Origin of the sequence: Stenotrophomonas maltophilia group sp. msm1 (genome assembly GCF_032025805.1) — a bacterium.
In the GTDB taxonomy this organism is placed as follows: Bacteria; Pseudomonadota; Gammaproteobacteria; order Xanthomonadales; family Xanthomonadaceae; genus Stenotrophomonas; species Stenotrophomonas hibiscicola.
This window is the reverse complement of record NZ_JAVSKH010000001.1, coordinates 353,879-367,890: the sequence shown is the minus strand read 5'-3', so window position 1 is coordinate 367,890 and position 14,012 is coordinate 353,879. Positions and strand designations below refer to the sequence as shown.

The following is a 14,012-nucleotide window of genomic DNA, read 5'->3' as shown; positions in this document are numbered from 1 at the left end:
ATTCAATGCCACCAGGCTATACGGCTCTGTCGCTTGGCCGGCGGGTTGCTTGAGTCGAGCAGACTCGACTCTACGGCGCGGTGCGTATGATGGTGTCGATCCAGTCGGCATAGCGCGAGATGCGCACGTTGTGCACCACCTGCCCGTAGTAGCCGGCTTCAAGCGCATGCTCCGGCACTGCGGTGATCCACGAGCCCAGGCCGATCAGCTCCCAGCCATGAGCGCCGTGGATCATCAATGGGCCGCCGCTGTCACCACTGCCGAGCACGCCCTCCAGTGGCAGGCCGCCGTCGGGCCCGTCGAATCGATACCAGAGGTAACGACTATTGCCACCTGTCACTGCGTTTTCGGCGCGGCGCAGTTCGCCGCGGTGCGGCCCACCCGGCGCCAGCCCGGTCATGCCGGTGCCCGTGGCCCCCTTGCCGACCAGAGTAGCGATCTTTCCCGCTTCGGCCTGCCCGCGATAGAGGCGAACCGGCGCAACGTCGCTGACCGGTGCGGCCAGCTGAATCAGGGCGATGTCATCGGAGGCGGCGAGGAAGGCGTGGATGGGGCCTGGGTTCCCTGACGCCAGCGCTGCCTGGCCAAGCGCTTCGGGCATGCGCCGGTAACCGGGATGCACGAACACGCGCTCGACACGGTACGGGCGACCGCTAATCTGCACCTCGGTGTCCATGCCTTCCATGGGCGCGGCGTGTGCGGCGGTCACCACCCAGCGCGGCGCGATCAGGACGCCGTGGCCCTCCCCGGGCAGGTCGGCCAAGGCCGGGAACGCGGATGCCGGTACGCGGTAGGCGCTGTCATCCACATCGCTGCGGATGACAATGGCGTCGGCGGAGAAGGGCAGGGTAGCCCAGGCGAGAAGGAGCCAGCGGCGCATGGTTCGGTGCAGTCCTGTGCGTGGAAGGCGATGACCCTAGCCGGGATCGGGAGGCGCGAATACCCGTGTGCGACGAAGTGCCCTCCCGGTGTGATCAACCGGGCGGAATGAGGGGTGACGACCGCCACTCCGGCAGACCGAGCGCGCGGCGGGTGCGCGTCACGATGGCGTCGATCTCTGCCTCGAAGCCGCCATCAGGTTGCAGCAGCGGCGTGAGTTCGGCACAGCGTTGCTTCAGCACATCGACCCATGGCGCTGGGTGGGTCTCCGTAGCGGCCAGTGCCAAGTGCCTGCGACCCTCGTCGTAAGCGCCCGCCAGCCCGGCAGTGATGCCCGCATGGATGTGTTCGCGGATGCCCGGTTTGGGGTGATGACTCATCAATGTACGCACGTGCCCCGGGGTGGGAAAGCGGTCACGCAGGGCCATTACCTCGGCTGCGGCCTGCTCGGTCAGTGTCTGTGCGGCCGAGGCAAACTCGGCGGTCTCGGTGAAGGGTTGGAATCCGGCGACGCGGCCGCCCTCATCGAAGGACAGGTAGTCCTTTTCTTCCCAGAGCCAGCAGGCGCCGACATTGAGATAGCTGCCCCTGTCCCATGCCGAAGGCTGGAATTCGACCACCCCGACCCACCAGCCCTGGTCGTCAAGCCAAGTGCGCGAACGGCCTTTCTGCACGCAGCCCAAGGGGCGCAGTATGGATCTTGCGGCTGCAGTCAGCAGGTGGGTGTGTTCAGGTGTCGGCATCCCCAGCGTCCTTGCGAGTGGCGTGCCGACGAGTATCGCAGAGCACATCGGGCGTGTGGCCCGGGGCAAATGCAGGGGCAAACAGCAGTCGCGCAAGCAATGCAGGGCGAACAGCGCTTACCGGCGCTTCGCCCACTTGTAGAACCGCTTCCAGCCCTGGCGCACGGCGGCGACCCAGCCCGGGTCGGCCACCAGTGCGGCCTGCGCGGCACTCGGCGCCTGGCCGGTCACGCGCTGGCGGATCTTCAGCAGGTTCTTCATGTCGCTGCGGCGCATCTGCCGGCTCAGTGGATTGCGGCGCAGCCAGCGAGGCGCGCGCCAGGCCGAGGTGAAGTCCAGCAGCACCGGCACGCCACCGCTGACCACCACGTTGGTGCCGTGCAGGTCGTTGTGGGTGATGCCGGCGGCGTGCAGGCGGCTGAGCGCGTGCTGCAGCTGCTCGAACACGTCATTGCCGACGGCCTGCGCGGTGCTCAGGGTCTGGCCGGGGATGAACTCCATGCCCAGTGCCAGGCCACCCAGGGTGCCGAGCAGTGCGGGGGCATGCTTCCAGCCGCCCAGGCGCTGCAGCATGCGTGCTTCACGGCGCACCATCAGCCGCGCGATCAGCGAAACGGGGGTGCCGCGGTAGCGGGAATAGTCCTTGATGACCGCCTCGCGCCCGTCCAGGCAGGTGCGGTAGACATCCGGGGCCAGGAAACGCTCGCCGCGCTTGAGCAGCAGCGGGGAGGCGGCGTCATCGCCGCAGGAGGAGGATGGCAGGGCAGGAAGATGCATGTCGGGGTCTCGGACGACCCGGTGGGTGGCGCAATGCGTCAAGCGAACCGGTGTTACAGGGAGTTACTAAGTTTTCGTTAATTTTAGTACTCGCCAGTTCGCTATTCCACGATTTGTCGGAGAAATGTCGGGGTCGTGGCTGGAACAGTTCGTCGCGCAGAATCGGACAATTCTGTCTCACTTATTCCAGCTGGCCTTTAGCATCAACAGCTTGCGCGCCCAGCCCTGCGCCTCCTTCGCAACCGGATGAACACGGCGCACGGGCAACTTGACCCCGACGCACGGCCTGCCGACCATAAGCTGTTAATTCGCGACATCGGCGGCCGCCCCTTCCTGGCACGTCCCCGTTCCCTGCCGCGGTCCCCACCGGTGCTGGCCGCTTGGCCGTGCATCGCCCTGTTTCCCGTTCCGGCTGCGGCTGGAGGAAAGTGTTTTGATCATCAAAATCGTCATTGCAGCGCTGTTCGTCGCCTGCGTGCTGTACATCCACTTCCGTGGCAAGGTTCGCGCGCGCTGGTCGCGCCAGCTGCTGGACCACTCCAGTTTCATGGCCCCGATCAACGTGGTCATGTACATGTTCTCGAAGGTGCCGACCACGCCGTTCCTGGACCCGGCCAAGGAGTTCCCGCAGCTGGAGCCGCTGCGCCAGAACTGGCAGATGATCCGCGACGAGGCGCTGGCGCTGCGCGATGCACAGAAGATCGCGGCCTCCAGCAAGTTCAACGATGCCGGCTTCAATTCGTTCTTCCGCCGTGGCTGGAAGCGCTTCTACCTGAAGTGGTATGGCCCGTCGCACCCGTCGGCGAAGGCGATGTGCCCGAAGACCACGGCGTTGCTGGAGTCGCTGCCGGACGTGCGCGCGGCGATGTTCGCGCAGCTGCCGTCGGGCAGCGAACTGCGTCCGCACCGCGATCCGTTCGCCGGTTCGCTGCGCCTGCACCTGGGCCTGGCCACGCCGAACAACGACGGCTGCTACATCGAAGTGGACGGCATCAAGAAGAGCTGGCGCGATGGCGAGTGGATGATGTTCGACGAGACCTACATCCACCACGCGCACAACGAGACGCCCGATGACCGCGTGATCCTGTTCTGCGACATCGCCCGCCCGCTGCGCTTCGGCCTGCCGGGGCTGTTCAACCGCGCGGTGGCGGCCACGCTGCTGGCCGGTGGTGCATCGCCGAACCTGCCGGGTGACCCGACCGGTGGCGTCAACAAGGCATTTGGCAGCGTCTACAAGGTGCGCCTGAAGGCCAAGGCACTGCGCGAGCGCAGCGTGGTGGCGTATCAGCTGATCAAGTGGGGCCTGGTGGTGGCGGTGATCGCCGGTATCTGGGCGCTGTGACTGTAGAGCCGAGCCTATGCTCGGCTTGATTTATCGCAACCTGTCCGAACAGCAGCCGAGCGTGGGCTCGGCTCTACAGAAAGCAGAAAACCCGCGCTGTCGCCAGCGCGGGTTTCTGTTTGGATCAACCCTTCAATGCAGCCTGCACGAACGGCGGGGTCACCAGCACGCCGGTGTGCAGCGCGGCGGTGTAGTACAGGGTGTTGAAGGTCTTGGCGGCCGAGTCGGCCTGGCGGAAGTCGAAGCTGCTGTCGCCCTTGCGCGCCATGGTTACGCTCCACCAGCCGGTGGGGTAGCACGGCTGCGGGAACGGCAGGGTCTTGAACGAACCGAAGCCGGCCTTGCCCATCTCGGCGCGCATTTCGTTGATCAGTTCCAGCTGCATCAGCGGCGACTCGGACTGCTGCACCAGGATGCCGTCGTCCTTCAGGGCCTTGAAGCAGCTCTCGTAGAAGGCCTTGTTGAACAGGCCTTCACCCGGGCCGACCGGGTCGGTCGAATCGACGATCACCACGTCCACGCTGCCGGCCGGGCAGTTGGCCATGTAGGCCACGCCGTCGTCGAACAGCAGCTCGGCGCGGGCGTCATCGTTGGAATCGCACAGTTCCGGGAAGTGCTTGCGCGCCATCACGGTGACCTGCTCGTCGATATCGCACTGGGTCACGCTCTCCACGCCGGTGTGCTTGAGCACTTCGCGCAGGGTGCCGCAGTCGCCGCCACCGATGATCACCACGCGCTTGGGCGCGGCGTGGGTGAACAGCACCGGGTGGCTGATCATCTCGTGGTAGAAGAAGTTGTCCTTGCTGGTCAGCATGATGGCCCCGTCGATGGTCATCAGGTTGCCCCAGTCGGTGGTCTGGAAGATCTCGATCTTCTGGAACGGCGACTGCACCTCGTCCAGCTTGCCGGTGATGCGGTAGCCGATGGCCGAGCCGGTGCGCTCGAAGTGTTCGATGTACCAGTTGTTGCTGTCAGTCATTGGAAAACAGTCCTGTTCGGAGGGGTGGAGCCGGGCTGGCGGGCGGGGCCGCGTGGCACAGATGCCACATCCGGACGGATCGGCCCGTTCAGGTTGGAACCTGTCACGGGCGCGGGCGCGCATGATAACGAACCTGTGGGCACATAGGCGTTATCATGCCCCCCCTTTTATTGCCAACAAGGCCGACTGAAATGACCGATTGGTCCCTCGACCAAGCCCGCAAGACCTACTCGATCCCGCATTGGGCGGACGGTTACTTCGACGTGGATCAGGCCGGGCACATGGTGGTGAGACCGACCGGGGCGGACGGCCCGGTGGTATCGCTGCCCAAGGTGGTGGACGCGGCGCGCGCGGCCGGTGCCAAGCTGCCGCTGCTGGTGCGCTTCCCGGACATCCTCGGCCAGCGCCTGGGCAAGCTGCAGGCGGCCTTCGCCCAGGCCCAGCAGGACTGGGAGTACAGCGGCGGCTATACCGCCGTGTACCCGATCAAGGTCAACCAGACCCGCGGCGTGGCCGGCACCCTGGCCAGCCACCACGGCGAGGGCTTCGGCCTGGAAGCGGGCAGCAAGCCCGAGCTGATGGCCGTGCTGGCGCTGTCGCGCCCGGGCGGGCTGATCGTCTGCAACGGCTACAAGGACCGCGAGTACATCCGCCTGGCCCTGATCGGCCGCAAGCTGGGCCTGCAGACCTTCATCGTCATCGAGAAGCCGTCCGAGCTGAAGCTGGTGCTGGAAGAGTCCAAGGCGCTGGACGTGAAGCCGGGCCTGGGCGTGCGCATGCGCCTGGCCTCGCTGGGCGCCGGCAAGTGGCAGAACAGCGGTGGCGACAAGGCCAAGTTCGGCCTGTCACCGCGCCAGTTGCTGGACCTGTGGAAGTCGCTGCGTGACACCGAGTACGCCGACTGCCTGAACCTGCTGCACTTCCACATGGGCTCGCAGATCTCCAACGTGCGCGACATCGCCAACGGCATGCGCGAAGCCACCCGCTACTTCGTGGAGCTGTCGCGCCTGGGCGCGAAGATCACCCACGTCGATGTGGGCGGTGGCCTGGGCGTGGATTATGAAGGCACCCGTTCGCGCAGCTTCTGCTCGATCAACTACGGCCTGCATTCCTACGCCAGCAACATCGTGCAGCCGCTGGCCAATGCCTGCGAAGAGTTCGGCCTGACCCCGCCGCGCATCGTGACCGAGTGCGGCCGCGCGATGACCGCACACCACGCGGTACTGATCGCCAACGTGTCGGAAGTGGAAGAAGCGCAGGAAGGCCGCGTGCCGGACCAGCACGACGACGAGCCGGCGGCGATCCGCCATCTGCGCGAGATCCACGACGAGCTGGACGTGCGCCCGGCGGTGGAGCTGTTCCAGGAAGCGCAGCATTTCCATGCCGAAGGCCTGGCCAGTTACGCGCTGGGCCAGATCGACCTGCCGCAGCGTGCGCGCATCGACGATCTGTTCTACGCCATCGCCCACGGCGTGCGTGCGCGCCTGAGCTATGACGAGAAGAGCCATCGCCCGGTGCTGGACGAACTGAACGAGCGCCTGGTCGACAAGTACTTCGTCAACTTCAGCGTGTTCGAATCGATCCCCGACGTGTGGGCGATCGACCAGGTGTTCCCGATCGTGCCGATCGAGCGCCTGGACGAGACCCCGGACCGCCGCGGCATCATCGCTGACATGACCTGCGACTCGGACGGCATGGTGGAAACCTATGTCGAGAACGAGAGCCTGGACAGCTCGCTGCCGCTGCACAAGATGAAGCCGGGCGAGAGCTACCGCATCGGCTTCTTCATGGTCGGCGCCTACCAGGAAATCCTGGGCGACATCCACAACCTGTTCGGCGATACCGACGCGGTGGAAGTGCTGGCCGATGCCGATGGCTATGCCATTACCCAGCAGCGCCGCGGCGACACCACCGACGTGATGCTGGACTACGTGGGTTACCGCCTGGACGAACTGCGTGCGGCCTATGCGCAGCGCGTGGCTGAGGCCCAGCTGTCGCCGGAACGCGCGCAGGAACTGTCGGACGCGCTGGAAGCCGGCCTGACCGGTTATACCTACCTGTCCGACGAACCGCTGGTGTGATGGACGGCGCCAGGCCCGCCCGGTGCCACCGTTGCCGATGAGCGCGCGCGCGACCTTCCACCTGTTCCTGCATGCCGCCGTGCCAGCCCTGCTGGCATGGCTGTTCTGGCGCAAGCGCTTCGCCTCGGCGTGGTTGCTGATGCTGCTGGGCTGGATCATCGATCTAGACCACCTGCTGGCCGATCCGATCTACGCACCGAACCGCTGCAGCATCGGTTTCCACCCGCTGCATACGGCCCCGGCCATCGCCGTCTACGCGGGGCTGTGCGTGCCGAAGAAAACTCGGTTGTTCGGTATCGGTCTGATCATCCACATCGTGCTGGACGCGATTGATTGCTGGTGGATGCATCACCGTTGATGGGGAACTGAAATGCCCGGCGAAGGCTGTAGAGTCGACTGTTAGTCGACTGCTCTTGGTTGCGGTGCTGGGAAATCTCGCGCTGCGCGCGAAAGTCGACTAACAGTCGACTCTACCCGCTTGGCGTTCCCGTGTTAACGAGTCACCCCACCGGCAACCACAACATCGCGCGCAGGCCCGGCTGTACATTCTCCAGCGCCACGCGCCCGCCATAACTGGCGGCGATATCGCCCACGATTGCCAGGCCCAGCCCGCTGCTGCCCTCGCGCTCATCCAGCCGCACACCGCGCTGGGTGACCTGTGACAGTGACTCTGCGGCCAAGCCCGGGCCGTCGTCGCGTACTTCGATGCGTAGCTGTCCGTCGCTGATGTCTGCGGTGATGTCTACCTGCTGTCGCGCCCAACGCCCGGCATTGTCCAGCAGGTTGCCCAGCATCTCCTCCAGATCCGCACTGGCACCGGCGAACTGCAACGCTGGATCGATACCTGCGGCCGTGAACGCAATGCCGCGTTCGCCATGCACGCGTGCCATCAACCGGCATAGCGCCTGCGCGACAGTCGCAACGTCGCTGCGCTGGCGATGGTCTGCGGCCAACCCTGCCGCCAGGTAACGGTCAACACTGGCCTGCATGCGGGCGCTCTGCTCGCGCACGGTGGTCCGCCAGTCCGCGCCGTCGCCGTCAGCCTCGGTGGCCAGCACGCTCAATGGGGTTTTCAATGCATGCGCCAGATCCTGTGCACTGGTGCGCGCACGCGCGACCATGCGTTGCTGGTGGTCCAGCAGCGCGTTGAGTTCTTCACCCAACGGTGCGACTTCCGCGCCCAGCCCCTGCGTGTCGATGCGCTGCGCATCGCCGCGACGTACCCGTTCCAGCTGCGCACCGAGGCGATGCAGCGGGCGCAAGCCGAAGTGCACCTGGCTGGTCAGCACCGCCAGCCACGCCGCAACCAGTACGCCCAGGGCGATGGCGCTGCGCTTGCGGAACGCGGCAACATCCGCATCCAGCGCACTGCGATCGGTGGCAACCACCGCCACGAACGGTTCGCTGGCGCGCGGCAGGCGCACCTGCTGCACGCGTGCGCGCAGCGATTGCTGCAGGGGGCCGGCCAGATTGCGGGTGGCCGCACCTGTGGTCGTGGTTGGCAGGGTTTCATCCCACAGCGAGCGCGACTGCAGCAGAACGCGGCCATCGGCACCGGCTATCTGCCAGTAGGCACCGGAGAACACGCGCTGGAAACGCGCGTCGTTGGGTTCCTGGCGCAGCTGCAGCTGGCCGTCGGAAGCAACTTCCATCTGCGCGACCAGCGTCAGCATGTCCTGCTGCAGTTCGTGGTCCAGCCGATCACGCGCGCTGCGCTTGAACAGTTCACCCAGCAGTGCACTGGCCAGCAGCGAGACCAGCAGCAGGCCGACGCCGCCGGCCAGCAGCAGCCGCCGCCGCAGCGAGGGCTGCCGCGTCACGGCGCCGCCAGCCGCCAGCCCTGGCCGCGCACGGTCTGGATCAGTTCGGTGTCGAGCTTGCGGCGCACGCGCCCGAGCAGCACATCCAGCGCGTTGGAGTCCGGGTCGTGGCCGCCTTCGAACACCTGCTCGCCCAGGCGATCACGGCCGATCACCTGGCCGCTGTGGTGGATGAAGTAACTCAGCAGGCGGAACTCCTGCGGGCTCAGCGCCAGCGGCTGTCCGTCCAGTTCGAAGCGGCCGGCGTTGACGTCCAGCTGCAGCGGCCCGCAGTGCAGGCGTGGGCTGGCATGGCCATGGCTGCGGCGGATCAGGGCGCGCAGGCGCAGCACCAGTTCGTCGGCCTGGAACGGTTTGGTCAGGTAGTCGTCGGCACCGGCATCGAAGCCGGCCAGCTTGTCGTGCCAGCGCCCGCGTGCGGTCAGCACCAGCACCGGAAAGCTGCGGCCATTGCCGCGCCAGCGCTCGATCACGCTCAATCCGTCAAGCCCGGGCAGGCCGAGGTCGACGATGGCGGCCTGCAGGTCTTCGATCTGGCCGATCTCCTCGGCCTGGCGACCATCGGCAACCAACTCCACCACATAGCCGGCCTGTTCCAGCAGGGGCACCAGGCGCTGTGCCAGTGCGGCATCGTCTTCGGCCAGCAGGATGCGCATCAGTCGTCGAGCTCCGTCTTCAGCAGCTTTCCGCTGCGCGCATCATAGTCCAGCTCCACCACCACGCCGTCGCCGCGCAGGATCTCCACTTCGTAGACACCATCGTCCAGCTCCACTTCCAGCAGCTGCCCCGGAAAGCGCTTGAGTGCATCGCGCACCACGCTTTCCAATGGCACGTAGCGGCCCTGCTGCACGGCACGGCGCGCGACCTGCTGCGCCGGGTCCTGGACGGGCGCGGCGGCGGTCGGGGCGTTGGCCAGGGCCAGCAGCAGGGGCAGGGTGGAGAGCATCGGGGCGCAGGGAGGGCTGTAGGAACAGGCGTGAGTGTGCCGGGGGTGACTAACAGCTGGCTAACAGTGCCGGCTAAGGCGCTGTTAACCACGGGGTGCATTGTGGCGTTGCCGGGATGGTCCGGCCACGAACACGAACAGGAGAACCCCCATGTTGAAGTCGCTCACCCTCGCCACTGTTGCCCTGCTGACCGTCGCGCCGGCCGTACAGGCCGCGCCGCTGGGCATGGCCCAGGTTGAACAGACCCTGCGCAAGGCCGGCTACACCCAGATCCACGAGATCGAGCGCGATGACGGCCTGTGGGAGGCCGACGTGAGCCGCGCCGATGGCCGCTTCAGCGGGGTCTATGTGGACCCGAAGACCGGCGAGATCTTCGACGAGCACAGCGGCCGCGCGCTGCTGACCACCGAGCAGGTGCTGGCACGGGCACAGGCGCATGGCCTGCGCGAGATCCATTCGCTGGAACGCGATGGTGCGACCTGGTCGCTGGAGGCCCGCAATGCACGCAACCAGAAGGTGGACGTGCGCCTGAGCGGTTATGACGGCCGCATCCTGCACAGCGAGCGCGATGGCTGGCTGGATTGATTCGCGCGCCGGTAGGTGCCGACCTTGGTCGGCACGGAAAGCAGAGCGTGTCGACCAAGGTCGACACCTACCGGCCGGATGGCGTGCGTTGGAAGATGCCAATCTTGGTCGGCGGTAAAGGGATATCCGGCCCAAGCCTTTTCAGTCACCGGCCTCCCTGCGTTCAGCCTCGATGATTGGCAGTTGAGCCGCAAAGAAGTTCGCTGCTACAAGTGCATTGATGAGCACGTAGCTGCAGATGGCAGTGTCCAGCCAGGCTTCCGAGAACAGTGAGATCGCCAGGCCCATCGACGCTAGAATGACCGTAGCAAGGAAGTTGCCCCCCTTGGCTGCGCGCGATCTGGCCAGAGCGGTGGCCTGACGCCACCAGAATCCATCGGCGTAGCGGCGGCCCTTTGCTATACCGAGATTGTAGCGCTGGACATTGATACCCCGGATAAGGGCATACACTTCCAACGGCAGCAGGATGAGCAGATTGAAGGCGATCAACAGCGGCGATAGTTCTTCCACGTAGTTTCCTTACCAAGCTGCGGGATTGCAGCGACAAACCAAGCTTGCTGGGTCGCTGCGACACATCCTGTCGCTCGTTCGGAACCCATACGTGGTCCGGACGTTGACGCTGGCCGGAAGGCCAGCGTCTTGTCTTATGGTCGGTCAGTGCTGCGGCTGGACGCGCCAGCGTCCAGTACGCAGCCAGGTCTCATGCGAATTGGGTGAGTACACGCTCAGAAGTCCCTGGTCGTTGGCGCACAGGTGGTTCCAACAGCCGTCTTCAAGGGTCAGATCCGCGAACGTCCGGCCATCCTGGCTGAGCAGGAGCTTGCTGTGGCTTGTGTGCCAGAAGACGCTCATGTTCTCCAGGTGGAAGGCGTCTCGCACGGAAATACTGTCCTTGTCCCGGCTCCATTCGTAGGCTTTGGTAGCACGGAACAACTCGTTGGATCCAAAGCACAGCAGATGATCGGCCATCCGCGTGACCAATACACCGGAACCCTGGTTCATCCGTCCCTCCCACGTGCAATTGCGCCATCCTTTGCCGGGCACGAAGTACTTTACAGCGGGCTCGAGTTCAGTCTTCTTCTTGTCATTGCCGTAGATCCAATTGTAGGTGCAGAAGATCAGCAATGAATGATGGCCCGGAAGTGCACGCAGGGCGTCAACCTCCATACCCTCTGGCAAGTTGGGTGTGCCTTCCCAACGGGACCAAGGGCTGTCCAACGACTGAGTGGCAAACAGCACCGTCTCGCGATAGCTGCCGGTCTCCTCTGAATCGAACACCAACCCCTTCTTGGTGTACTTGTAACTACGGTCGCGGAGGAATCGCCAGATCCAGATGCCTTCGAACTGTACGATGTCATCTGTAGGCGAACAGGAATAATCCCCTTCGTTGATGGGATACGACGTTCGATTCCAGTGACGGCCGTCGGACGAGTATGCAAAGCCTTCGCTGTACCCGGTGAGAATCCAGGTGCCGCTGACCACGAGGATGTTCTTGGTCGAAGTGGTTTCCACGCCAAAGGGGTGGACCTCCTCCCACTGCACGCGGTCACCACTGAGGTAGTAGCGGCCTTCTTGCGTGGCAACCAGCCAGCGGTCACCGTTGGTCTTCATATCCCGGATCTGCTCCGGGTCGCAGGGTGGGGAGGTGATATCTTCCCAATCGATGCTGACAAGCAGCACCTGACCGTCCTTCTCCACCGTAGCCGAACGGCTGGCCAGGTTCTTCTCGCGCTGCTTCTGGAGTGCAAGCTCCCGTTCACGCAAGCGCCGTTCGAGTACAGGTGTGGAGAAGTCTCCTTCTGCGAACAGTCCCAGCTGGCAGTCGGCATCGTCGCAGGCGCTCGAGAAGCTAGCCAGTGTTTTCTCCAAACGCCGCTGATAGTGCTCGAACTGATCGCTCCACTGCTCATTTTCTGCAGAGTTGTCGAGATCAAAGTCCGCGTATCCGGAATCGTTCTCGAAGTCGAATCTGGGTAGTCCGAACCGACTTACCAGCGCATTGGCTGAAGACAAGGCACCGGCGTGGGTGGCGAGCAGATCAACCACCTTGCCACGCATCTGGTTCAGCCTACTGGCACAGGACTTTCGACCCACCGAGAAGGCCGTAGATCCCACCGCGTTGGTGAATTTGCTGAAAATTCCCTCATCAAAGGGAGAGGCGCCAAGGAAGTAGCTGTAATCGATGGCCTTCATGCCGGCCTTGCTCAGGTCACCGGAGAGGTTGATGGCCGCCAGGCTTGCTGCGTGGAGCTCTCGCCTGGCATCAGTGAAGGTGTCAACGAGGCTGAATTCACGATAGCGCAGAACGTTGGACCAGCCAGCAGTCAGCCGCGACAGCCGCGCGCCTGCCTGCAGCACACGTTCGTGATCCTCATCCGCGAGTACCGACTGGATGGCTGCAAGCTGCTCCTTGAACTGTGCTGGTTTGAGCGCTCCGAGGATGCGCATAACCTGCGGACTCTCGATTTTTCGTCCTTCAATGGAGAGCAGGAAGAATGCATCCAGCAGCCAGCAGTACACGCGATTGTCATCGGTCAGCAGCACGCGCAGTTCTTGCAGGTGTTCAGCCTGCATGTGGCCGCGGGTGTCCCTCGAGAGGAAGCCCGACACTGCCGTAGGCGTATCAGCCCTGGCGGCCAGGTGGTTGATGAAGTCGCGGCCGAGTGGTCCGCACTCCGAAGCATCCGGCAGACAGAGCGACAGCAACTCGATGTAGGTGCGCCGCTGGTCGGCGTCTTCGGCTGCATCAAGGAAGCTGTGCTGCTTGATGTCCGGTAGCCGGGAAACCAGCGAGATCTGCTCTTGCTGCTCTTCAGCGGGCGGAAATACGTCGGCCTGGACGTCAAGCCCATTTATGTCGCGGTAAATGGCGATGGCCAGCAGGCCCCCGCCCACGATCTCCGCGACCAAGTCACGCAAGGTGTACGTCGTTGCCAGGCCGTCGAACTCGTCACCAAAGATGCGGGAGATGATTTTCTCACGCGCGGCATCTGAATTGCACAGCTCATCGTCGCTGATCAGCGCCATGATCCTGCTGTGCTGGTCGGACAGATAGTAGAGCGCATTGAATCCGATGCCGGAAACATTGGACTGGATGAACGCGGACTCGATCTCAATGTCTTCGGTGACGATTTGGATGTTGCGTCGGTAAAGATCGATGCCAGTTACATCCATCTGGTCGATGAGGTCGATGATGAAGTCAAGCAGGCGAGCCTCGTCATCACAGTTGACGCCAAGATTCTCAAGCGTCACCACTAGGTGATTGATGTCCTCCAGCGTCAGTTCAATATCCTGATGCTTGAGCATGAAGTCATAAGCGAGCTGTACGACAAGAAGCGAGCGCGGGAGTGAGCGATAGCGCCGCTTGTTTGCCTCGATGCTCAGCGACCACTTGTTGAGCCGGACATTGTTTTCAAGAGGGCGAAGCCGGTTGCCAATCCTGTCGATTGCCTCGTCGAGGAAACAGCGGGTTTCGATGATGAACTCATTCATCGTCCCGAGATTGTTGCGGATGACGGCGATGGCCTGAGCGTTGATCAGGTTCTGCTGCTGAAGCTGTTGGAGATAGTGCCAGGCAATCTTCTGGGTCTTCAGCGTGTCATGTTGGTTGGCAAGCGCATTGTTGCGGGTCGAGCCGCTGATGGCGCCGAGCAGACGTTTGCAGAAGCCGGCCCCAGCCTGCTTCTGCAGCCGGTCCTGGCTGCTGGTCAGCAGTCGGGACGCATCCAGCGCCAATCGCTGGGTCATGGCCGCATTACCGCGGTGACGTTCAACAAGATCTGCGACTGCTCGCTGTTCGTCCGCGTCGAGCGACGAATGGAAAACATCCATGGATGTGTCTTCGATGATGCTGTTCATG

General features: G+C 64.0%; 13 protein-coding genes. 4 read left to right on the top strand and 9 right to left on the bottom strand.

Annotated elements, in window-relative coordinates:
- Nucleotides 1–70: 70 nt before the first annotated feature.
- From ROV95_RS01675 to ROV95_RS01665, 3 genes are all read right to left on the bottom strand, one after another.
- Nucleotides 71–880, bottom strand: coding sequence for a trypsin-like serine protease (locus tag ROV95_RS01675; RefSeq protein WP_312542501.1), 810 nt, complete (start codon nt 878–880; stop codon nt 71–73).
- Between the two features lie 94 nt (nt 881–974).
- Nucleotides 975–1,622 carry a hypothetical protein gene (locus tag ROV95_RS01670; protein WP_312542498.1) on the bottom strand — a complete coding sequence of 216 codons (648 nt, stop codon included), beginning with the start codon at nt 1,620–1,622 and terminating at the stop codon, nt 975–977.
- Nucleotides 1,623–1,739: 117 nt separating this feature from the next.
- Nucleotides 1,740–2,399, bottom strand: a complete 660-nt coding sequence (locus ROV95_RS01665; protein ID WP_312542496.1) for an RIO1 family regulatory kinase/ATPase — start codon at nt 2,397–2,399, stop codon at nt 1,740–1,742.
- Between the two features lie 436 nt (nt 2,400–2,835).
- On the opposite strand from ROV95_RS01665, the gene ROV95_RS01660 reads away from it, so the two are divergent.
- Entirely contained in the window at nt 2,836–3,741 is a 906-nt protein-coding gene (locus ROV95_RS01660) for an aspartyl/asparaginyl beta-hydroxylase domain-containing protein (protein WP_312543789.1), read from the top strand.
- Nucleotides 3,742–3,865: 124 nt separating this feature from the next.
- On the opposite strand, the gene speE is transcribed toward ROV95_RS01660, so the two are convergent.
- Entirely contained in the window at nt 3,866–4,720 is an 855-nt protein-coding gene (gene speE / locus ROV95_RS01655) for a polyamine aminopropyltransferase (RefSeq protein WP_235650934.1), read from the bottom strand.
- Nucleotides 4,721–4,911: 191 nt separating this feature from the next.
- On the opposite strand from speE, the gene speA reads away from it, so the two are divergent.
- Both speA and ROV95_RS01645 read left to right on the top strand, forming a co-directional pair.
- Nucleotides 4,912–6,801, top strand: a complete 1,890-nt coding sequence (gene speA, locus ROV95_RS01650; RefSeq protein WP_111098667.1) for an arginine decarboxylase — start codon at nt 4,912–4,914, stop codon at nt 6,799–6,801.
- A gap of 37 nt (nt 6,802–6,838) precedes the next feature.
- On the top strand, nt 6,839–7,159 hold the full coding sequence (locus ROV95_RS01645) for a DUF6122 family protein (protein WP_021201930.1): 321 nt from the start codon (nt 6,839–6,841) through the stop codon (nt 7,157–7,159).
- Nucleotides 7,160–7,301: 142 nt separating this feature from the next.
- Here the strand turns inward: ROV95_RS01645 and ROV95_RS01640 are convergent, their stop codons facing one another.
- The 3 genes from ROV95_RS01640 to ROV95_RS01630 are packed head-to-tail and all read right to left on the bottom strand — an operon-like array spanning nt 7,302 to nt 9,567.
- On the bottom strand, nt 7,302–8,621 hold the full coding sequence (locus ROV95_RS01640; RefSeq protein ID WP_312542489.1) for a HAMP domain-containing sensor histidine kinase: 1,320 nt from the start codon (nt 8,619–8,621) through the stop codon (nt 7,302–7,304).
- Nucleotides 8,618–9,277: a response regulator transcription factor gene (locus ROV95_RS01635; protein WP_312542487.1), complete on the bottom strand. Its 660-nt coding sequence runs from the start codon at nt 9,275–9,277 to the stop codon at nt 8,618–8,620. Before ROV95_RS01635 ends, ROV95_RS01640 begins: the two co-directional genes overlap by 4 nt.
- The gene (locus ROV95_RS01630; protein ID WP_010482069.1) at nt 9,277–9,567 is read right to left on the bottom strand and encodes a PepSY domain-containing protein; all 291 of its coding nucleotides are present in this window, start codon (nt 9,565–9,567) and stop codon (nt 9,277–9,279) included. The genes ROV95_RS01635 and ROV95_RS01630 overlap by 1 nt, the downstream gene beginning before the upstream one ends.
- A gap of 151 nt (nt 9,568–9,718) precedes the next feature.
- On the opposite strand from ROV95_RS01630, the gene ROV95_RS01625 reads away from it, so the two are divergent.
- Complete coding sequence (locus ROV95_RS01625; protein ID WP_312542485.1) at nt 9,719–10,153, top strand: PepSY domain-containing protein; 435 nt, start codon at nt 9,719–9,721, stop codon at nt 10,151–10,153.
- Between the two features lie 141 nt (nt 10,154–10,294).
- Here the strand turns inward: ROV95_RS01625 and ROV95_RS01620 are convergent, their stop codons facing one another.
- The gene (locus ROV95_RS01620) at nt 10,295–10,663 is read right to left on the bottom strand and encodes a hypothetical protein (RefSeq protein ID WP_312542483.1); all 369 of its coding nucleotides are present in this window, start codon (nt 10,661–10,663) and stop codon (nt 10,295–10,297) included.
- 144 nt (nt 10,664–10,807) lie between these two features.
- Nucleotides 10,808–14,011: a hypothetical protein gene (locus ROV95_RS01615; RefSeq protein ID WP_312542481.1), complete on the bottom strand. Its 3,204-nt coding sequence runs from the start codon at nt 14,009–14,011 to the stop codon at nt 10,808–10,810.
- Between the last annotated feature and the right edge of the window lies 1 nt (nt 14,012).